The 21,048-nt window shown below is 63.2% G+C and carries 16 protein-coding genes; 9 read left to right on the top strand and 7 right to left on the bottom strand.

All coding sequences use genetic code 11. The features are described 5' to 3' along the window. The first annotated feature begins 1 nt into the window (after position 1). The 5 genes from flhA to JSS27_15715 all read left to right on the top strand — a co-directional run bounded on the left by flhA (position 2) and on the right by JSS27_15715 (position 5,649). Positions 2-2,107, top strand: coding sequence for a flagellar biosynthesis protein FlhA (gene flhA / locus JSS27_15735; GenBank protein MBS0210396.1), 2,106 nt, complete (start codon positions 2-4; stop codon positions 2,105-2,107). A gap of 41 nt (positions 2,108-2,148) precedes the next feature. Then, complete coding sequence (gene flhF / locus JSS27_15730; protein ID MBS0210395.1) at positions 2,149-3,408, top strand: flagellar biosynthesis protein FlhF; 1,260 nt, start codon at positions 2,149-2,151, stop codon at positions 3,406-3,408. Positions 3,409-3,470: 62 nt separating this feature from the next. Further along, positions 3,471-4,310: an AAA family ATPase gene (locus JSS27_15725; protein MBS0210394.1), complete on the top strand. Its 840-nt coding sequence runs from the start codon at positions 3,471-3,473 to the stop codon at positions 4,308-4,310. Positions 4,311-4,473: 163 nt separating this feature from the next. Beyond that, the gene (locus tag JSS27_15720) at positions 4,474-4,725 is read left to right on the top strand and encodes a hypothetical protein (protein ID MBS0210393.1); all 252 of its coding nucleotides are present in this window, start codon (positions 4,474-4,476) and stop codon (positions 4,723-4,725) included. Between the two features lie 123 nt (positions 4,726-4,848). Continuing rightward, the gene (locus JSS27_15715) at positions 4,849-5,649 is read left to right on the top strand and encodes a FliA/WhiG family RNA polymerase sigma factor (protein ID MBS0210392.1); all 801 of its coding nucleotides are present in this window, start codon (positions 4,849-4,851) and stop codon (positions 5,647-5,649) included. 80 nt (positions 5,650-5,729) lie between these two features. Here the strand turns inward: JSS27_15715 and JSS27_15710 are convergent, their stop codons facing one another. From JSS27_15710 to panB, 3 genes are all read right to left on the bottom strand, one after another. Next, the gene (locus JSS27_15710; GenBank protein MBS0210391.1) at positions 5,730-6,512 is read right to left on the bottom strand and encodes a hypothetical protein; all 783 of its coding nucleotides are present in this window, start codon (positions 6,510-6,512) and stop codon (positions 5,730-5,732) included. 154 nt (positions 6,513-6,666) lie between these two features. Then, entirely contained in the window at positions 6,667-9,168 is a 2,502-nt protein-coding gene (locus tag JSS27_15705) for a redoxin domain-containing protein (protein ID MBS0210390.1), read from the bottom strand. Positions 9,169-9,190: 22 nt separating this feature from the next. Beyond that, complete coding sequence (gene panB / locus JSS27_15700) at positions 9,191-9,991, bottom strand: 3-methyl-2-oxobutanoate hydroxymethyltransferase (protein ID MBS0210389.1); 801 nt, start codon at positions 9,989-9,991, stop codon at positions 9,191-9,193. A 374-nt stretch (positions 9,992-10,365) separates the two neighbouring features. On the opposite strand from panB, the gene JSS27_15695 reads away from it, so the two are divergent. Further along, entirely contained in the window at positions 10,366-11,685 is a 1,320-nt protein-coding gene (locus JSS27_15695) for a tyrosine-protein phosphatase (protein MBS0210388.1), read from the top strand. 66 nt (positions 11,686-11,751) lie between these two features. Here JSS27_15695 and JSS27_15690 read toward each other — a convergent pair whose 3' ends face one another. After that, entirely contained in the window at positions 11,752-12,120 is a 369-nt protein-coding gene (locus tag JSS27_15690; GenBank protein MBS0210387.1) for a thioredoxin family protein, read from the bottom strand. A 555-nt stretch (positions 12,121-12,675) separates the two neighbouring features. Between JSS27_15690 and JSS27_15685 the strand changes: the two genes are divergently transcribed. Beyond that, the gene (locus JSS27_15685; protein MBS0210386.1) at positions 12,676-13,686 is read left to right on the top strand and encodes a Gfo/Idh/MocA family oxidoreductase; all 1,011 of its coding nucleotides are present in this window, start codon (positions 12,676-12,678) and stop codon (positions 13,684-13,686) included. A gap of 272 nt (positions 13,687-13,958) precedes the next feature. On the opposite strand, the gene JSS27_15680 is transcribed toward JSS27_15685, so the two are convergent. From JSS27_15680 to JSS27_15670, 3 genes are all read right to left on the bottom strand, one after another. Then, entirely contained in the window at positions 13,959-15,494 is a 1,536-nt protein-coding gene (locus JSS27_15680; protein ID MBS0210385.1) for a Gfo/Idh/MocA family oxidoreductase, read from the bottom strand. 448 nt (positions 15,495-15,942) lie between these two features. Next, positions 15,943-17,046 (bottom strand): serine/threonine protein kinase, encoded by a 1,104-nt coding sequence (locus tag JSS27_15675; GenBank protein ID MBS0210384.1) that lies wholly within the window; start codon positions 17,044-17,046, stop codon positions 15,943-15,945. A gap of 348 nt (positions 17,047-17,394) precedes the next feature. After that, positions 17,395-18,366 (bottom strand): D-2-hydroxyacid dehydrogenase, encoded by a 972-nt coding sequence (locus JSS27_15670; GenBank protein ID MBS0210383.1) that lies wholly within the window; start codon positions 18,364-18,366, stop codon positions 17,395-17,397. Positions 18,367-18,399: 33 nt separating this feature from the next. Between JSS27_15670 and JSS27_15665 the strand changes: the two genes are divergently transcribed. Together JSS27_15665 and JSS27_15660 are read left to right on the top strand one after the other, a co-directional pair. Further along, entirely contained in the window at positions 18,400-19,305 is a 906-nt protein-coding gene (locus JSS27_15665) for a metallophosphoesterase (GenBank protein ID MBS0210382.1), read from the top strand. A 231-nt stretch (positions 19,306-19,536) separates the two neighbouring features. Beyond that, positions 19,537-21,012 carry an MATE family efflux transporter gene (locus tag JSS27_15660; protein ID MBS0210381.1) on the top strand — a complete coding sequence of 492 codons (1,476 nt, stop codon included), beginning with the start codon at positions 19,537-19,539 and terminating at the stop codon, positions 21,010-21,012. Positions 21,013-21,048: the final 36 nt, after the last annotated feature.

The raw sequence follows: 21,048 nt of genomic DNA, 5'->3' as shown, positions 1-21,048 counted from the left end.
GATGGCATCGGCTGCCGGGTCGTCGGCAGGGTCGGCCTTCGCGCCGTCCCGACTGACCGACCTGATCTTACCCATCGGCTTCATCGCCAGCGTGCTGGTGATCATGGTGCCCATGCCGCCGGCGCTGATGGACTTGCTGTTGTCATTCAACATCACCGTGGCCGTCATCATGCTGTTGACGACCATCTACGTGAAAACGCCGCTCGAGTTCAATATTTTCCCGTCGCTGCTCTTGGCCACCACGCTGGGCCGGTTGGTGTTGAACGTGGCCACGACGCGATTGATCCTGACCCACGGCCAGGACGACGGCCTCGACGCCGCCGGCACGGTGGTCCGTGAATTTGGCGAGTTCGTGGCTGGCGACAAGATCGTCGTTGGCATCATCATCTTTGTGATCATCGTCTTGATCCAGTTCGTGGTAATCACCAAAGGCGCCACGCGCATCAGCGAAGTCGCGGCCCGTTTTGCCTTGGACGGCATGCCCGGCCGCCAGATGGCGATCGACGCCGACCTGAACGCCGGCACGATCGACGAAAAAGAAGCCCAGCGCCGTCGCGCCGAGATCACCCAGCAAGCGGACTTCTTCGGCGCGATGGACGGTGCCAGCAAGTTCGTCCGTGGCGACGCCATCGCCGGCATCGTCATTACCCTGATTAACATCGTGGGCGGCTTGATCATCGGCGTGGTCGACGCCGGCATGTCCATCGGCAACGCCGCCGAGATTTACACCAAGCTGACCATTGGCGACGGTCTGGTCAGCCAGTTGCCGGCGTTCTTGATCTCGTTGGCCGCTGGTTTGCTGGTCACCCGCAGCAGCACCGAATCGAACCTGCCGGCCCAATTCCTCAAGCAACTCTTCTCGCGTCCCCAGGCCCTGGCCGTCACATCGGGCTTCGTCGGCTTGCTGGTGTTCACCAATCTGCCGACGATTCCGCTGCTGTTGATCGGCGTCGGCTGCGCGACGGTGGCCTACATGTCGGTTCGCCAGACGCGCCAGACCAAGCAGGCCGCCGCAGTGGCTGCCGCCGCACCCAAGAAGGCAGCCGAGGAGCGGATCGAAGACTATCTGACCATCGACCCGATGGAGATCGAACTGGGCGTGGGGCTAATTCGTCTGGCCGATCCCAAGCGGAACGGCGATTTGCTCGAACGCGTCCAGCGCGTGCGCCAGAACGTGGCGGCACAGATCGGCATCGTCATGCCCAAGGTCCGCATTCGCGACAACATGCGGCTGGACCAGAACCAGTATCGCATCAAGGTCGCCGACGCCGTGGTGGGCGAAGCGACCGTGTACCCGAACATGCTGCTGGCGATGGACTCGGGCCTGACCACTGGCAAGATTCGCGGCATCGAGACCCGCGACCCCGCGTTCAACACCACGGCCGTTTGGATCGAACCAGCACAACGCGACCAGGCCGAAATGCTCGGCTACAGCATTGTCGAGCCGGTGGCCGTGCTGGCCACTCACTTGACCGAAATGGTCCGCAAGCACGCCGACGAGATTCTGACCCGCGACGCCACGAAACACCTGATCGACGAACTGAAGCAAAAGTCGCCGGCCGTGGTCGACGAATTGATCCCCGGCCAGATGAAGCTGGCCGAGGTGCAGCAGGTGCTCCAGATGTTGCTGCGCGAGTCGGTGCCCATCCGCCAGCTTAGCCCGATTCTGGAAACGCTGGGCGATTACGCCGGGCGGACCAAGGACTCGATTCTGCTGACTGAATACGTGCGTCACCGGCTGGCGCGGACGATTTGCTCGCGGTTGCGCGACGCCAGCGGTCGCTTGTTCGTGATTGCCGTCGACCCGGCGCTCGAGGACCGGATTCGAGCGGGCTTCGAGCACAACGATCGCGGCCTGTTTATCCGCATGTCCCCCGCCGCCATCGAAGCCACCTGCCGCACCATCGGCCGCGAAGTCGACAAGCTGACCAAGACCGGCAAGTCGCCAGTGATTCTCGTCAGCCCGCAGATTCGCGCTGCCGTGAAGTTGATGACCCAGCCACACCTGCCCCAGTTGGTGGTCCTGTCCTACAACGAAGTCACTCGCGATACGCAGATTGAATCGATCGGCCTGGCCAGCGACGCCACGACGGCGCCGGCTGGTTAACGCATTGACTTGATACCTCCGCACCCCACTCGAAGCTCATCATGGACGTACGAACCTTTCGAGCCGCCACGATGCAAGACGCGCTGGCCTTGGTGCGCCGCGAGCTGGGCCCCCTGGCCGCGGTGTTGCACACCCGCGAGCTGTATGGCCACACGCTGGTGCGCTGGATTCCCGGCTTGCGTCAGATCGAAGTCACCGCCTCGGCCGAAGTGAACGTGCCGAGCCGCTTCGCCCCGCCGGCCGATGCGCCGAAGCCAGCAGCGCCGGTCGCGCCGACCATTCAAGCAACCACGATGCCCGCGCCCACGGCAACCATGCCGACCGAAAACCGTCAGGCCTTCCGCGAAGAGCTGCGCGGGCAACTGAACGAGCTACAGGCGATGGTCGAAGACCTGTGCCGGCGGAACCGCTCGACCGGTCGCCCCGACCTGCCCGAAACGCTGTTCCGACTGTACACGCAATTGATCGATGCCGAGGTCAGCGAAGCGGTCGCCCGCGAGCTGGTCGAACGAGTCCGCAACGACGTCGACCCGGCCGACCTGGACGACATGGCTCTGTTGAACGCTCATCTGGTGCGAATGATCGAGCGCGAAGTCGCCATTGCCGGGCCGCTGGCCCTGCAAGCGGGCAAATGCCGGCGCGTGGCGCTGGTGGGCCCAACTGGCGTCGGTAAGACGACCACCATCGCCAAGCTGGCCGCGAACTATCGCTTGCGCGACAAGCGCCGCGTCGGCCTGATCACCGTCGACACCTACCGCATCGCGGCGGTCGAACAGTTGCGGACCTATGCCGACATCATCGACCTGCCCATGCAAGTCGTGGCCACGCCGCGGCAGATGCGCGAAGCGGTGGCCCAGATGGCACACCTGGACCTGGTGCTCATCGACACGGCCGGCCGCAGCCCCAAGGACGAAATCAAGCTGCAAGAGCTGAAGGCGTTTCTGGCCGAAGCCGAGGCCGACGAGGTTCACCTGGTGCTCAGCGCCGTGGCCAGCGCCAGTGTGCTGCAGAACACGGCCGAACGCTTTGGCCACGTGGGAACGACGGCCTTGGTGCTGACCAAGTTGGACGAAGCGACCAGCCTGGGGCACCTGCTGCCGCTGGTGCGCAACGGCCGCTTGCCGATCAGCTACCTGACCGATGGCCAGAACGTGCCCGACGACATCGCCCCGGCCGATCGCGCCCGGCTGACCAAGCTGATGCTGACGGTTGAAGCGCCGACGCCGCCGATGCGCCCGCTGGACACAGGTGGCTTGGAACTGTGCATGCCGCCGATGACGCAAATGCGCCTGCAACGCTAACCGCACGCCGCGAACACACACGCCATCGAGTGACCTGAATCAACAATCAACGGACTAAGACAATGAGTGACCAGGCAAACGATTTACGGCAAATGGTGCTACGGGCCTTTCGCCCGCCCACCGCGCCGGCCAGCGCGCCGCCACGGCTATTAACAGTGGTGGGGGGCAAAGGAGGCGTGGGGGCGACGACCGTGGCGGTGAATCTGGCGTTGGCGCTGGCGCGCGACGGCCAGCGCGTGGTGTTGGTCGATGCTGACTTCCAGGCGGCCGACACCACCAAGCTGTGCCAGATCGACGCCGAAGTGACCATCGCGGACGTGCTGGCCGGCACGCGCGACGTTCACGAAGCCCTTTCTCGCGGACCAACCGGCATGTTAGTCCTGCCTGGGCAGTGGAACGCTTGCACCCTCGAACCGGATGAAAAGGCGCAAACCCGGCTGATCGAACAACTAAGTTGTTTGGGCGCCTATGCTGACTATGTGGTGCTCGATGCCGGCAGCGGCGCGCGCCGCGCGCTGAGCCGGTTCTGGCAAGCCGCCGATCGCGTGTTGCTGGTCACCACGCATGACGGCGTGTCGATCATGGACACGTACGCCACGGTCAAGCTGCTGGGCCAAGGACAGGGCATGCCCCCGGTACAGTCGATCGTCAATCAACTGCTCGACGTGCGGCAAGCCGACGACGTTCACGACCGGCTGGCGCGGGCTTGTCGCAAGTTCCTGGGACTGAGCCTGGAACACTGTGGCGGGATCGTGTTTGACCCGGCCGTCGAAGCGGCCGGCGCGGCCTTGGAACCCGTCGCGGTCCACGCGCCAATGGCGGAGTCAGTGTTGCAATTCGATCAACTGGCGCAGCGCTTGGCCACGGAACTGGCCGGCGCGGCGGCAAAGTGCGCGGCCTAGAGCGCGATAGCACGCGCGCCGGCGCGCTAACCAAATCAACTCACCAAGAAACATTCAACTCAAGCGGAGTCAACGGTCGATATTAGCCCCGAGTCTCGCTCTGTAACCGTCTGTCAAACTTTGAGCGTTGCGAAAAGTTTGCGGGCACTTACGAGGACGTTCGGTGGCGCGCAACTTTGCCGGCTTGCTGGGATTGGTTGCGTTGGCCACGACGTTGGTCCGAGCCTTGGGGCACGGAACGGCAATCGACGCGGCGCTGGTCCAAGGCTGGATCAACCTGATGTTGTTCTCGGCCCTGGGACTGGTGCTCGGCTGGATTGCTCAACGTGCGGTTCAGGAAGGTGTCCGCGGGCAGTTGGCGGCCGAACTGGCCAGCCAGCAAACTGCCGGCGGCGCCAAGCCGAACCGAAAGTAAGCGCACCTGTCGCTGGCCCCCGGCCAACGACGCGTGCGACGCGGAACTAACAACGTCGAGTCGCCAGGAAGGCGATTCGAGACGACCGTCGCGATGGCTCGACCGCGCGACAGTCGTAACAGAATGCCCGTCATGGAGGATGGAATGGCCACGGTCGCTCTCGAAGATATCGTCGTCGTGTGGGAAGCGTTCAAAGCCGACCCCAATAATCAAGACCTGCGCAATCGGCTGGTCGAGCAATATCTGCCGCTGGTGAAATACAACGGCGAGCGCATTTGGTCGCGGCTGCCCGAGGGAGTCGAACTCGACGACCTGACCAGCGCTGGCGTGTTTGGGCTGATGGACGCCATCGACGCGTTCGACATGACGCGCGGCGTCAAGTTCGAGACCTACTGCGTCCCGCGTATCCGCGGCGCCATGCTCGACGAGCTGCGCACGATGGACTGGGTGCCTCGCCTGGTCCGCTCGAAGGCCAGCAAGTTGAACGAAGCCGTCAAGACGCTCGAAACCAAGCTCGGCCGCCAGCCGAGCGAAGCCGAGCTGTCGTCGCACATGGGCATCAACGTGGCGGAGCTCGAGCGGATGATGCTCGAAGCCAATGCCGTCGGCCTGATCAGCTTGAACAAGAAGTGGTACGAGACCGACAGCTACAAGGATGTCCGCGAGATCGACATCCTCGAGGACAAAAAGGGGGAAGACCCCACGCGGCGGATCCAGAAGGGTGACTTAATGCGGCTGGTGACCAAGGGGCTCAATCGCAACGAGCGCCTGATCATCATCCTGTACTATTATGAAGAGCTGACGATGAAGGAGATCGGCGCGACGCTCGATCTGTCCGAAAGCCGCGTCAGCCAGATGCACAGCTCGATCGTGCAGCGCTTACAACAGCAACTCGGCCGCCGCCGGCCCGAGTTCGGCACGTAAGCGACCGCCGCGACTTATATCGTCGAGCAATGAACATTAGCCCCCGGTCAATGACCGGGGGCTTTGTGTTGCGCGGCGCGTTAGAACGTGATGTTTACTTTCGGCATCGCCTTCCGCAATTGCTCGGCTCCGGCTTTGGTGAGTTTGGTGTCGAACAACACCAGGGTCTTCAGCGATTTCAGCGCCGCGAGCGCCGGGATCGCGCTGTCGTCGACCGCCGTACCGCTGAGGTCCAGCGACTCCAACTTCGTCAACACAGCCAGTGACTCCAGCCCCTTGCCAGTGACTTGCGTGCCGCTCAGGTTCAAACTGCGCAGTCGCACCAACGTAGCCACCTTAGTCAGGTCGGCATCGGCCAGCTTGGTCGAGCCCAGCGACAATTCAGCCAGCGCCGGCAGTTCCTCTAACAACGCCACCCCCTTGGCGGTCACCTGCGTCTCTTCCAGGTCGAGCGATTCGAGCGACAGACATGCCTTCAAATGGGCCAAGTCCGTGTCGTCGATTTGCGTGCCACTCAGGTCGAGCTTCTTTAAGGTCTTGAGCTTGCCCAACTGCTCCAGCCCCGAGCCGTCGATCTTGGTATCGCTCAGGTCCAAGGTGTGCAGCTTGGCAAAGCCGATCGTCGCGCTCCACGTGGCCAGCTGCGCGTCGGTGACCGCGGTCTCTTCCAAGTCGGCCTCGATGATCGCCCCCTCGTCGGATTGCGTGTTGCGAATCGCCTTGCCGTGCAGGTCTTCGATCGCCTTGACGACCTGGTCGACCGCCTGGCGCTCGGGACTGGCGTGCGGCGCCTTGCCACAGCCGGCTTGCACCAGCAGCACGAGCCCACACCCCGCCAGGAAACTCCGCATCAACTTGGACATCGCCCGCTCCTTTGCGCCAAATCGAATCGCGTCACGGCTGGCGCGATCGCGTTAATGGATTACCGATGAAAGAGCTTAACCCAGCGCCAGCGGCGAGTCTATCGGCCGCCTTGGGTTCAAGATCGTGTGCGAAATGGGCGTTTCGGCGCGCTCGTCACGGCCGCGGGAAGCTCAATTGCCGCCGAGCTTCTTTCAGCACGAAGTCCACGTCGGTGAACGGCTCGGCGCCGATGTCCTGCCAGACGATCCGCCCGCGGCCATCGACCACCACCGTGGCGTGCAGTGGCACGCGCTCGAAATCGTCGTACGCCCCATAAGCCTTGAACCGTTCCATGCCGGCGTCCGAGACCAGCGGGAACGGAAACTCGCCGTCGCTCGCAAAGCTGGTCCAGGACGTTTCCAGTGCCTCGGGCCCATCGGTGCTGACGCCCAACAACTCGATGCCGGCGTCGCGGAACTTGCCCGCCGCCGGGGCGAACTTCTTCAACTGCTCGACACAGTGCAAACAACTCTTGCCCAGGTAGAACACCAGCACGACCGGCTTGCCACGGTAATCGTCCCAGCGGAGCTTTTTCCCCTCGGCCGTGGTGAACTCGCCCAGCTTTGGCGCGGCTGGCGGTGTCCACGTCACCGGGCCCAGGCTGTCGAGCTGAGGGCGCACGCCAACGTCGGTCGCGTCGGTTGGCTTGGTCCGCCAGTCGCCCGACAGTTTCTCGCGCGCGATTACCGACGCAATCCGCGCGATGACCGGCAAGTCCAGGTCCATCTTACCGCCGACGCGACGCAGCTCGGCCAGTTCCTTGGCCGCCTCGTCGTGCTTTTCGAGCCGATTCAGCACATCGACCAGATTGGCCCGCGGATAGGCCTGATCCTTGTCGGCCGTAGCTGCCTGGCGAGCGAGCTTCTCGGCTTCGTCGCGTTTGCCGGCGGCGAGGTTGGCTCGACTCAGAACTTCGCGGCTGACCTTGGCCCGTTCCAAGTGCTTGAGCGCTTCGTCCCATTGCTCTTCGCTGGTGGCGCGGTGGCCGCGCAGCTCGTCGATCGCCCGTTCCAGGTCGGTGACCAGCTTCGACGCGTTCTTGCCGTCGTCGGTCTTCTTGTCGGCGACGGCGTTCTTAGCGTCGGCTGGCTTCTTCTCGTCGGGCTGCTTGGCGGCGGCGGTCTTGTCGTCCTTCTTGTCGGTTGACTTGGGCTTCTTCTCTTCGGCAAGCCAGGTTTCGAGCGTTCGGAGTTGCGTGTCTCCTTGCTCGCGCTTGCCCGTCAAGTAGTACGCCGTCCCCAGCGCCCGGACGCGCGGCAACTCGTCGGCCCGCTCGTCCCGCTTTTCCAAATAAGGCGTGTCGGCCAGCGCGATCAGCTCGTCCCACAGCTCGAACGTCGACAGGGTTTCAATCAAGCGCGTCCGGCCGAAGCTGGCACTCCCCTTCCCTTTGCTGGCCGTGTTATACCGCGGATGACGCGGCAGTTCGGTCATGTTCTTGGCCAGCGCGACCCCTTGATGGGCTCGGCCCAACAGCCCCAGCGTGCGGATCAACCATTCCTGGTTGTGAGCATAGTTGTGAATCTCGTCGGGCATGACCCGATTGGCAATCATGTAGGCGTGATCGGTTCGCGTAGCCGCTTCCTGCTGCCAGGCCGCGTCGCGGTAGCGGTGCAACTTCGAGTAGGTGTGCCCTGGCATGTGCCACATGTGGGCGATGGCCGGCGCGGCTTGCCCACACTGGGCCGCCGACTTCACGGCGCGCAGCGGCTTCTCGTCGTCCCACAGGTGAATCCGATAATGGTGGGCCGGGTGATTGGGCACCGTGGCGAACACTTCGCCCAGCAGCGCATCGACGGCCCGGTGGCTGCTGATCGGCAAGTTGTGCTCGCGGTTCTGCCAAATCAACACGGCGAGCTGCGCCTTGGCCTCGACCTCGTCGGGATAGTCAAAGGTTATGTCCTCGAGCGCGCGGACCAGCTTGCGACGGCGTTCAGTCTCCTGGGCCTTGGTCGCGTCGGGCTTGGCCGGTGGATTCGCCTTGGCCGCGACGGCCGATGCCGCAGGAGCGGCGGGTTTCGCCGGCGTGGCAGGTTTGTCGCCCGTCGTCGCGGGGACTGGCTTCGCAACGGCTGGCGAGGCTTCCTTGGGTTTGTCGGCCTTGGCGGCGGGCGGTTCGCGATAGTACGTGGCCCAGGCGTCGATCCAGGCTTGCTCGCGCGGCGAAGCTTTCGCGCGGCGTTTGGTCGCTTGCTCGATGAACTGCCTGGCCCGCTTCGCGTTGTTGATATTCGCCAGCGCCATCCCCCAATAGGCCATCGCGCAGTCCGGGTCCAACTGGGCCGCCTGCCGGAACGAGCGCTCGGCTTCGAAGTACCAGAAGCCGTGCAACTGGCCAAGCCCTTGATTGAAGAACTGCTGCGCCTCGGGAGACTTGGTCGTGACCTGGATCGAGACGTTGCCACAGCCGGGGATCAAGTGCGCCGCTTGCCGCGGGCCATCGTCGAACGCCGCCCCGTGAGCCGAGTGACCCGGCAGCGGCGCGGCCGACGCCGCAGGTGCGGTGGCCACCGGCTTGGCATCGCCAGCCGTCGCACCTTCGGCGGCAAGGGCGAAGGCCGGCAGCGAGCCGATCAGCGCGGCAGTGCAAACGAACTGGAACAAGCGGCGATGCATGGTTCACGCCTCGGCGTGTGATTTACGAAAAGCTTTCGTTGGGACCGGGGAACTTGCCGTTGCGGACGTCGTCGCGAAAGCGCGCGGCTGCGTCGATGACGTCTTGCTTCAGGTTGGCGTACTGTCGCACGAAGCGCGGCACGTGACCGCCGGTCAGGCCGAGCATGTCGTACGAGACCAGCACCTGGCCGTCGCAGTTCGCGCCGGCGCCGATGCCAATGGTCGGTATCTGCAACGTCTTGGTGATCGAGGCTGCCAACTCGGCCGGAATACATTCGAGCACAATGCCGAACGCGCCGGCCGCCTCGGCCGCTCGGGCGTCGGCCATCAAGCGCTCGACGTCGCGCTGGACCTTGTAACCACCCAGCACATGCACGCTTTGCGGGCGCAAGCCGACGTGAGCCATCACTGGAATGCCGGCCGCGACCATGGCGCTGATGACTTCGGACTGCTCGGCGCCCCCTTCGAGTTTGACGGCCTGGCAGCCGGTTTCTTTCAGCACTCGGCCCGCGCTCTCGACCGCCTTGTACGGTCCCAGGTGATTGATCGGAAACGGCAGATCGACCACGGTCAGCGCCCGCTCGACCGCGCGCCCCACCATCTCGGCGTGGTAGATCATCTCGTCGAGCGTCACCCGCAGCGTGGTGTCGTGCCCTTGCACGACCATCGACATACTGTCCCCAACCAAGATCGCGTCGACGCCGGCCTGATCGAGCAGTCGGGCCAGCGGATAGTCATAGGCCGTCAGGACGGTGATCTTTTGTCCGGCGGCTTTGAGGGCGACGAACTTGGGGACCGTCATGCGTGTGTCGGAAGGGCTCATGCGCAGCTGCCGGGCGGGCCAATCGGTGTGGGTTGAGTGGGAATCAGCGCCCGCGCGTGCTAGCAGCGGGCAATACCGCATTGTGATCGCTGGCCGGGCCGATCACAACCGGCCCATGAAAAGGCGAATAATCGCGGTCGACGCGAAGACAAAGCCCGAATGTCCAAGTCCCAATGACCAACTGGAAGCTGAACTTCACTGCAACTGACAACGGACGACTGACAACTGCCCCCCCGGTTCGTCGCAGAAACGTCGGTGCTTGTTTGATACGGAAGCTAGCACCGCAACGTCGTCCCACGACCGACGTTGACCCGGTCAGCGCCGATTGACTATTGTTGCCGACCGCACTCCTTAAGACACGGGGCTAGTTACGCATGGCATCGCGCTGGACTGGAAAACAACTATCGATTTGGGCCGTTATCGGCATCGTCGCGCTCGGCACCGGCTGGGGGCTGCAACTAGCGTTGGCGCGCTATCACCTGAAGCGGTTCCAGGAAGTCCATGCCGGCGTGTTCTACCGCGTGGCCCAGCCGACCGAGTGGGGCCTGCGCCATCTGATCGAAGATTATCACGTGCGAACCGTGGTCAGCCTGCAGCTTTACGACTACCGACTGCACGAAGGGCTGGTCGATCCGTTCGGTCCCAGCGGCCAGCAGGAGTCCGATTGGGTTGCCAGCTTGGGCGCGCGGATGGTGCAATGGCCGATGGGGGACGAAGCGTGCTGGCCCTGGCCCACGCCCTGGGAATACGAAGCCTTCTTCCGCCTCATGGACGACCCCGACAATTTGCCGGTGGCGATCCATTGCATGGGTGGCCGGCATCGCACCGGGACGCTGGCCGCGCTGTTCCGCATGGAATATGACCGCTGGAGCGCCGAAGACGCGCTGGCCGAGATGCACAGTTTCAGCTTCGACGAATGCGTGCAGGTCCAGCAAGCGAATCTGCGGACCTACTTGCCCCGGCCGCACCCGAGCGAAAAGGAGTGGCAGGCGCTGGCCGAGCATTTTGCCCCGGTGATCGGCGAGCCCAAGCCGACGCAATATGAAGAGCTGATCCGCCGACTGCGCGCCAAGCGGGGTGACGCCGACACGATGAACGCCGTGTCACATTACCAGGGTTCACACGGCCCATTTGCGATTCCGTTGGCCCAGCGGCTGGCCGATGGGCCTACTGATCTGATCGGGCGCAGCGCAGCGCACCAGGGCGCCAAGCTCATCGAATCTCACGAGGCAACCGACGCCGAATACCAGATGGCCGCCGCCCTGGTTGCCGACTATGGCACGCCCGAGGATCAACAACGCTTGCTCGAAACCCTGCGGGCCGAGGTGCGCGCCGGCGGGCCGGTTACGCGTCGCTACGCGGCACTGGTCGCCGGACTGGGGAACCGGTTCACTCAGAATCGGATTCCGTATCTGGCCGTCCTGTTGGCTGACGAGCGCCCGCGGGTCGAGAAGCCGGCCCAGGCGTGGCGTTACTGCGATGTGGCGGTGGCGCGGATCGCGGCCATCGTCGACCGCGACTTCCTGGAAGGGAGCGACCGGCAGGCCTGGGACGCCTCGCGCCAGTTGGCGCAGGCCTGGCTGAACGATCACCCCCGGGTGACGCAGCTTGCGCAGTTGACGCCCCCCACCGGCCACAAGCTGGTCAAAGCCGGCGACGGTACCCAGCAGGAAGACCTGACTCGGCTCAAATAAAAAAGGCGTCTGCCATCCGGGTGGGACAGCAGACGCCTCGTGGGTTTTCACCGCTTGGGCGGCGAACTATTCGCTGGCTTCGTTGGCGGTCTTGGGCAATGCCTGGCCGATGAAGCGCTCGATTTCCCGTGGGCTGTGGGCGCCGATCAGGACGCGGCGCTGCCACTTTTCGCCGTCACGGCTGTACATCACCAATTGCGGAATGCTGCCGCCGCCGGTGAGCCGATTGGCCAGCGAGCTCTGCTGGTCGGTGTTCACCGTGGCGAAAGCCACGCGGTCCAAGCCCCCTTGCTTCTGCAACTGTGGAATCGACGTTTGCTTCATGGTTCGGCAGCCCGGGCACCAATCGGCCCCGACGAGTACAACCAACGGCTTGCCGGACTTTTCGGCCGCTTCCAGAGCGGTGTCGTAGTTAGTGTTTCCGACTGACAACATCGATGCTTGCATCATGACAGCAAGAGCGAGACTGGTCACAGTTCCTATCCTCCTCAAATGAAAAAATCCTGACGACCGCCGCCGGCCGACGAGCTCGGCTGAAAAAAACGGACAGGCGATCGCAAACGGTGGCTGTGGTCGGTCGGCGGAGATGAGTCAGCGGCCTACCAGACGACAGCCAAGCGGCGTGACGAGTGGCTGCAATACGTAGCGGGCATTCCAGCTTCGTGCGGTTCCACCACCCGACGGCTTCCTTACCAGTGCCTGGTCGCGAGCGACCGTCGAGAGCGGCTAAGTTTAGCTGGGCGAGATGCGAATGCAACGATAAATTGCGGTCACTTTTCCCAAGGCGTCGAGTTTAACGACACACCCTAGTCTGCCTAAGTATCGACCGATATAAATCGATGCGAGTCGGGCGTCGTAAGTGTCGAAAACTGGTAGACTTCGAGCGCCAGTCTGAATATGGTGCAACATGCCGTCCGTTTGCCTAGGCCATTCGCGCTGGCAAGCTGGGGCATGCATGCAAGCAATCTCCTCTAGCTCGATCGAGCCACGATGAAACTGCGGGTAGGTCTGGTCGGATTGGGAACCGCCTGGGAATCGCGTCACCGGCCCGCCTTGCGCACGCTGGGGGACCGCTTCGAGGTCCGTGCCGTGTGCGATCCGGTCGTCCATCGGGCCGAGCAAGCGGCGCGCGAATGGAACGCCGAGACCGTCGACGGGTTCCGCGCCTTGGCGCAGCGACCCGACGTTGATGTCGTCATGATCCTGGCGCCGCAATGGTTCGGCTATCTGCCGGTACTGGCGGCCTGTGACGCCGGCAAGGCGGTCTACTGCATCAACAGCCTGGAACTCGACATCGAACAGGCCCGGCAGTTCAAGCAACGGGTCGAACAATCGGGCGTGGCGTTCATGACCGAGCTGCCGCGGCGGCAAATGCCCGCCACGTTGCGGCTGAAAGAGCTGATTGCCACCCGGCTAGGACAGCCGCGGTTGCTGTTCTGTCACGCCCGAGTGGCGGCCGAACCGACACCGGCGGCCAAGCTGGCCAACACGTCGCCGCTGCACGATCTAGTCGAACTAGTCGATTGGTGCCGATACGTTGTGGGACACGAGCCGACCAGCGTGCTCGGCCTGCGTCACGCCGCGGCCGCGAATCCGACCGAAGACGACTACCAGATGATGAGCCTGGACTTCTCGGAGCCGGCCTGCGGCCCGGGAACCTCGGCCACGGCCCAGATCAGTTGCGGCCGATACATGCCGTCGGCTTGGCAAGAGGCGATGGCTTACCGCCCGCCGGCCGCGCTGCAGGTGGCCTGTGAGAACGGGATCGCGTTCATCGATCTGCCGTCCACGCTAGTCTGGTTCGACGGCGCGGGGCGTCATCAGGAATCACTCGACAACGAACGCCCGGTCGGCGAACAACTGCTGAGCCAGTTCTATCGCCACGTCACCAGCCTGATCCGCAGTACGTCGAGCCTGGAGGACGCCTACCGGGCGCTAGCCGTCGTGCTACAAGCCCGCGCCAGCCACGCTCACGGGCGCCGCGAGACGCTCGAATTCTGAGCGGACCTTCTCGCTCTCGCAGAGGGAATTCACCACAAGGCACAGAGGTCACAGAGCAAAGCCGTAGTGACCAACTTCTTTCGACCAAATGCAAGCAGCTGACGGTGCTCCTCTCATTGGTCATTAGCGCTTTGTCATCGGCGCGTTCTCCGTGCTTTCTCTGTGACCTCCGTGCCTCCGTGGTGAATACTTCTTCTGCGCAACAAAAAACCCAGGGGGCGGAACCCCTGGGCTTTTGAAGTCGATCGAGTTGTCACCGGCGACCGCCGCGATTAGCCGGCGACCTTGTCGGATCCTTCCGGCGGAATGCCGTTCTTCCACGGGCCACCCAGCGCCATGTGCTCGGGCGGTTGCAGCGTCGAGCCCTTGTCGCCCGCACGCCAGCCGGGAATCTGCGTCGGCTTGCCGTGCGACTTGGACAAGGCTTCCCACCGCTTGGCCCAACTGTTGTCGGCGTCGCTGTACGTGCCGTGCTGGCCGTCGAAGTGGTAGATCTTGCCGGTTCGGTAGCTCATCGCGCCGAGAATCACCGTGGTGACCGCGGCCGCGCCAAGTTCCGGCGTGTTGTTGCACATCTCGGGCTTGCCACTTTGCATGGCTTCGACCCAGTTCTTGAAGTGCATGTAGCTGGTGTCGGGCACCTTTTCCTCCGACTTCCCCTTCTTGCGCAGCGAGTACTTGTAGTCGGCCGGGAAATCGACCTTGATGGTGTCGTCGACCACCTTGCTGTCCAAGGTGACTTGCGGACGCTCGGCGCGGAAAGCGAACTCGGAGAACTCTTCGCCGTTGCCAAAGTCGAACGCGCCGAAATGCCCGCGGATCATTTGCGAAATCCGGGCGTTCTCGTTGCACATCGTCGAGGTGATGATCCCCTGGCAACCTTCGTTGAAGTCGGCCACCACCGTCGCCACGTCGGGCACTTCGCGGCTATCGAGTTCCAGGTAAATGCCGCCGGCGCCAGTAACACGAGCCGGGAACCGCAGACCCGTGGCCTTCAACATGGCCGTGGTGCGATGCACGAACAGATCGGTGAACATGCCCGACCCGTACGGCCAGTAGCAGCGCCACTGGGCATAGATCGTCCGGTCAAAGTCAATCGCCGGCGCGAGCCCTTCCTTGCTCCCCAGCCAGCGCTCCCAATTGATCGTCTTGGGAGTCATTTCCTTCATCAGCTTGTAGGTCCGCCACTGGCCGGTGCTCGAGTTGCGGTTGTACTCGGTCTGATAGCCGAGCACCTTGCCAAGCTTGCCGTCGTTGAGCAACTCGCGGGTAGCGTTCCAGACCGGCAAGCTGGTCGATTGCACGCCGACCTGCATGACCTTGCCGCTAGACTTCCAGGTGCGCATGACGTCGATGGCTTCTTCGACCGTCTTGGTCATTGGCTTTTCGCAGTAGACGTGCTTGCCAGCCTTCAAGGCATCGATCGTTTGCCGATGGTGCCAGTGGTCGGGCGTACCGATGCAGACGGCGTCGATCGAGCCGTCGGCCAGCATGTCGCGATAGTCTTCATAGCGCTTCGGTTCGACCCCGGTTTCCTTCTTGATGTAGTCGCAGACCTTGTCTTCCTGGACCTTGTAAACTTCCGAGACCGCGACCAGGTCGACGTTCACGCCGGCCTTGCGTAGCTCGGCCAGCTTGACCACGTGAGCGCCAAAGCCGCGACCGCCGGGGCCGATGAAGCCGATGCGCAGCCGGTCGTTCGCGCCCAGGGCGCGAGCCGGGGCCGGCGCGGCCAGCAAGCTCGAAGCGGCGGCAGTGACGGCCGCCGTTTTGACAAACGAACGACGGGATACGTTTTGCGGTTCCATGGGCGCGCGTCTCCTGAATATTTCGAGGGGAACGAGTATTTCGAGAGGAACTACGAGTCGAAGGATGGGAAAGCTTGGGGCGGGCGCCACCTTGGGGGGCAGCCAGGCCGCCGGGCGACGAACGATTATCTTAGCCCGCCGCCAGGACGTTTGCAGCCAAGTTTTGCGAAAAAGTCAGGGCTCAGCGGGCGTTGCAAAGACAAAAGGACGAGGTTTCACCACAGAGACACAGAGGTCACAGAGGAAAACCAGGAGAAGAAATGATGTTCTGCGACTTTTACCTTACCGCGACCCCGATAGCAGATATCGCACTCCTTCCGTATTTCTCTCTGCCGTCTTCTCTGCGCCCTCTGCGTCTCTGCGGTGAAAATCGAACCTGCGAGCGCATGAAAAAGCCCAGGGGATAGAACCCCTGGGCTTGTAGTAGCGTCGCTATCGGTCAATTCGCTTACTCGAGCTCTTCAAGCCAGAGGCGAATCTCGTTTTCGTACTCGCTGGCCAGGTCGCCCTTGACCAATTGACGCTGGAAGTTGGCCGCCCCTTCCTTGGCCAGGTCCGCCGCCTCGGCGCTGGTGAACCGGCACATCGGGTCCGGCGCGATCAGGTTGCGGATCAAGTTCATCAACAACTCGTTGCGAACCACTTCCTTGGGCAACCGCTCGGGCAGCTTCTGCACCAACAGTCGCTTGGCTTCCATCAGATCGCGATAGGTCACCACGCCCGCGAAGCACGGGACTCCCGACAGCATTTCGATCAGCACATAGCCCAGGCTGCACAAGTCAGCCCGCGGCGACGTACCGTTCCCTTCGAGCACCTCGGGGGCCGAGTAAGCCGGCGTGCAACTGCGCCGCGTCGGCATGTTCTCCAGGTCGATCGCCGAACCGATGTCGATGATCTTGGCGTTGCCGGTTCGCTTGAGCATGATGTTCGACGGCTTCATGTCGCCGTGAACGATTCCTTCGCGGTGGAGCGCGCCCAGGCCGCCCAAGCATTCACGCAACACGGCGATGGCAATGCCCGGCTTCAAGCGCGGCTGCACCGGCCCGTCGGTGACGATGACGTTATTGATGTATTCCCAGCGGCGCGTCGAAACGCGACTTTGAACTTCCTTGAACTTTTCGTTGCTCAACAATCGGCTCAAGTCGTAGCCGTCGATCCACTCCATTTCCATGATGCGGATGCGATTGCGTTCGACGAAGTTGTGGACGTCGAGCAGGTTGTCCTGCTGAATCTGCGCGACGCGCGCCGCGACGTGCGCAATACGGCTCATCGCCTCTTCATACGCCCGCACGTCATCGTACGGGTCGGGCGAAAAGACCTTGACCGCGACCGGCAAGGTAAAGTTGTCGGTGCCGCGACGCTCGGTCAAATAGACCATCCCCTGGCCGCCCGAACCGAGCAGCCGGGAGAAACGCAAGTGTTCGGTCCAGTTCAACCGCTGTTGCTGAATCAGCTCGCGATACCGCTCCAATAATAATTCCGGGCAGCGGGTGCTCCGCTGACCGTTAAACAGGAGGGTCGCCGAGCCGGTAAGAAATGTTGTATTGGACATCCGGAACTACGCCTGGGCCTTGGAAAATCATCCGTGAAAACGATCTAATTCCATTGATGCGATCGGTGCGAATATTCTAGTTCGAGTCGTCGAAATGCGTCTATACCGGGCCCCCGAAGTGACCGGTAGACAACCTTCGCAAAGTTCTAACTTGCCATGACTTACGCCGCCAGCTCAGGAATAGGCCAAGCCGTGTCGACACGCCGCCGAGGCAATTTACGGCAATTGGGCCATTGTTGGACCCCGACTTAGGACGCCGGCGCAAGGATTAAGGTTCGGCAAGGTTAGGTTCGCGGATCTCGCACAAACGAAGCCGCGGGGGCCTGACCAGACCCGCTTGGTGACTTCCTACCCCATGCGTGGCGGCGGGAAGCCCAGCCGCTTGTCGACCAACAGGTTCAACAGCGGCTCGCCGGCCTGATACCGGCGCAGGTTCTCGCAGAAGAAGTTCGTCATGTCGTCGATCCGCGTGGCCGCTTGCCCACCGACGTGAGGCGTGATGATCACGGTCGGCTGGTCCCACAACCGGCTCGACTCGGGCAATGGCTCGTCCCAGGTCACGTCGAGCCCAGCCCCTTCCAATCGACGACTCTCGAGCGCCGCAACCAGGTCATCTTCCACCACCAGCTTGCCCCGCGCCATGTTGATCAAAAACGCGCCTGGCTTGAGTCGCGCGAATGTGTCGGCGTTAATCATGCCGCGGGTGTGTGCATTGAGCGGCGCAGCCAGTACCAGGAAGTCGATCTCCGGCAGCAACTCATCAAGCCCTTCGGGCGGCAGCAGCCGCTCGACGTAATCGGGTTTGCCGACCGGATAGTAATCGGTGGCGACGATCCGCACGCGCAGCGGCCGCAACACCTCTGCAATGCGCCGGCCGTTGCCGCCAAAGCCGACAATGCCGACCGTGCCGTGATGCACGTCGCGGGTCGGCTGGCGCACGAACATCTTGGCTTGCTGCTGATGGAAAAAGACGGGCAAGTTGCGCGACAAGCCAGTCATGAGCGCCAACGTATGTTCGGCCACCTGGTCGGCTAACACGCCGCTAGCGCTGGTGACGGGAATGTCCGACTCGATCACCTCGCGGGTCAAGCAATGATCGGTGCCAGCAGCCGACGATTGAATCCAGCGCAAGCGGCCTCGCTCGACCACCTGTCCCCAAGGAATGGGATGGACCTTAGCGTGGCCGCAATAGATGTCAGCTTCCAGAATCTCGCGCGCGACGCCTTCCTGCCCCGCATCGACGAGTTCCGCTTGCGGCGCGACGGCGGCGATCTGGGCGAGGTGCTTCGGCTCGACGGGATAACAGAGTACAATTCGCATGTTCCTTATATAGCATCACAGGCGAGCAATTTCATGCCCTGGCATCTCCCACCGCTGAACCGACGTCGTTTCTTGCAAGGCTCGACCGCCGCGCTGGGCGCGTTGGCGATCCGCGATCTGTGCGCCGCCGAGCGGGGCACCAACCCGCGCCGGTTCGCGCTGCTGAGCGATACGCACATCGCGGCCGACGCGGCCCGCGTGCTTCGCGACGTCTGCATGGCCGACAACCTGCGCAACGTGCTAACCCAAGTACTAGCGCTCGACGAGCGGCCGGCGGGACTATTCATCGACGGCGACTGTGCCATGTTGACGGGGGCGCCCGGCGATTATGCCACGCTCGTCGAACAGCTCGCGCCGGTGCGCCAGGCCGGCGTGCCGGTCCACATGGCCTTGGGCAACCACGACCACCGCGACAACTTCCGCGCGGCCCTCGTCCCCAGCGACACCCGCCGGCTGCTCGAATCAAAACAGGTTTCGGTCGTCGAGACGTCGCACGTGAACTGGTTCGTGGTCGACTCGCTGGACGTGGTCAACGCCACGCCAGGGCAATTGGGGGCCGATCAGCTCGAATGGCTGGCCACGGCGCTAGATGCTCGAACCGACAAGCCGGCCATCGTGCTCGGCCATCACAACCCGGTGCTGGTCACGGTCGGCAAGATCACGGGGCTGTTGGACACGGTCGAGTTGCTCAAAGTGCTGGCGCCGCGCCGGCAAGTGAAGGCTTACATTTTCGGTCATACGCACCACTGGGGCCTGGCCGACCATGAAGGGATTCACTTCCTCAACCTGCCGCCGACGGCCTATGTGTTCAACCAGACCGACCCGAACGGCTGGGTCGATGTGACCCTGACCGACGGCGGCGCGACGTTCGAGCTGCGAGCGCTGGACCCGAAACACCCGGCCCACGGCGAGAAGCGCGAACTGGTCTGGCGGGTCTGATTTGCCACGGAGTCGCAGAGACACGGAGGATTGCACGGAGGGGGGATTAGGGAAGTTCCAATGACCAAGCACCAATGCCCAATGTCCAAAGATGCGTCAATTCCGCATTGGTCATTGAGATTTGGTCATTGGGGCTTAGCAATCGCTCCTCCACACTTCGTGCAATCCTCCGTGTCTCTGTGCCGTGGCTAGTCCTGCGAACCGATTTGTACCTTCCGCGCTCCTGAACCTATGCCCACTGCCGCGCCGATAGCCGAGCCCGTGTCGACCAGCGCTGCTGGCACGCCCGACCCGCTGCGCGCGCGACGACAGCAATGGCGCCGGCAACAGTGGCGATTGTGGCGCGTGGCGATGGCCCAGGTGTGGCGCGTGGCGCTGCCGTTGATGATCTCGACCCTGTCGTGGACCATCATGAACTTCATCGATCGGGTGTTGCTGCTGGGCTACTCGCACGACGCGGTGGCGGCGGCGCTGCCCGCGGCCATGCTCTTCTGGAGCCTGGTCTGCTTTCCGATCGGCATCGCGTCATACGCCAACACCTTCGTCTCGCAATACTACGGCGCCGGGCGGCCCCAGCAGATCGGACCTGCCGTCTGGCAGGGCATTTGGATCGGCGTGGCCGCGGCGCCGGTGATGTTTGCGCTGGTGCCGTTCGCGCCCGGCCTGTTCGAGCTGGTGGACCACGGCGACGCGGTGCGCCCGTTGGAGGTGATTTACTTCGAGATCAACGCCTGGGGCGCGCCGGGCATGATCGCCACGACGGCGCTCAGCGCCTTCTTCACGGGTCGTGGCCGCGTGCTGGTGGTGATGATCGTCGATATTGCCGGCGCGCTGTTGAACATCGGGCTCGATTACTGCTGGATTTATGGCTATTACGGCTTTCCCGAAGCGGGCATCGCCGGCGCCGCCTGGGCCACCGTGATCGCCATCTGGTTCAAGACCGTGGTCTATGCCGCGCTGTTCCTCGTGCCGAAGGCGTACCGTAGCGAATACCACACGCTCGCTGGCTGGCGACCGCAACTGGCCATGCTCGGCCGGCTGTCCAAGTTCGGCCTGGCCAGCGGTCTGCAACTGATGTTCGAGGCGGTGGCGTATACGTTCTTCATCATGGTCATCGGCAAGGTCAGCCAAGAAGCGCTCGCGGCCACGACCTTGGCGTTCAACGTCAACAACCTGGCCTTCATGCCCGTGGTCGGGATCGGCCTGGCAACGATGACGCTGGTCGGCCGGCACATGGGCCATCGCCACGTCGAGCGGGCCGCGCGGTCGGCCTGGTCGGCGTTCGCGCTGGCCAGCGGCTACATGCTGGCGTTTACGGTGATCTACCTGTTCTTTCCCGACGCGGTGCTGTTCTTTCAATGGGTCGCCGCCGAAGAACAGCCGACTGGCGCGCTGCGCGATACGACGCGCGAGCTATTGGTGTTCTTGGCCATCTACAGCCTGGCCGACGCGATGGCGGTCGTCTTTTCGTCGGCCATCAAAGGGGCCGGCGATACCTGGTTCGTGTTCCATCTGGCCTGGATCGTCGGCGCGGTCTTCGCCGGCGCGGCCTGGCTGATCCTGCAGAGTGGCCAAGGCAGCCTGCACTTGCTTTGGACGCTGATGAGCGCGGTGATCACGCTGCAAGGGTTTGTGCTGCTGGGCCGCTTCCTCGGTGGCCGCTGGCGCACGATGGAAGTGATCGAAAAGGCCGAGGCGTTGGAATAATGCTCCGCGCTCTGGACAATACTGCAGTCGCGCGTG

Source organism: Planctomycetota bacterium (genome assembly GCA_018242585.1).
Lineage (GTDB): Bacteria > Planctomycetota > Planctomycetia > Pirellulales > PNKZ01 > JAFEBQ01.
This window is presented reverse-complemented; position numbering and strand designations above follow the sequence as displayed.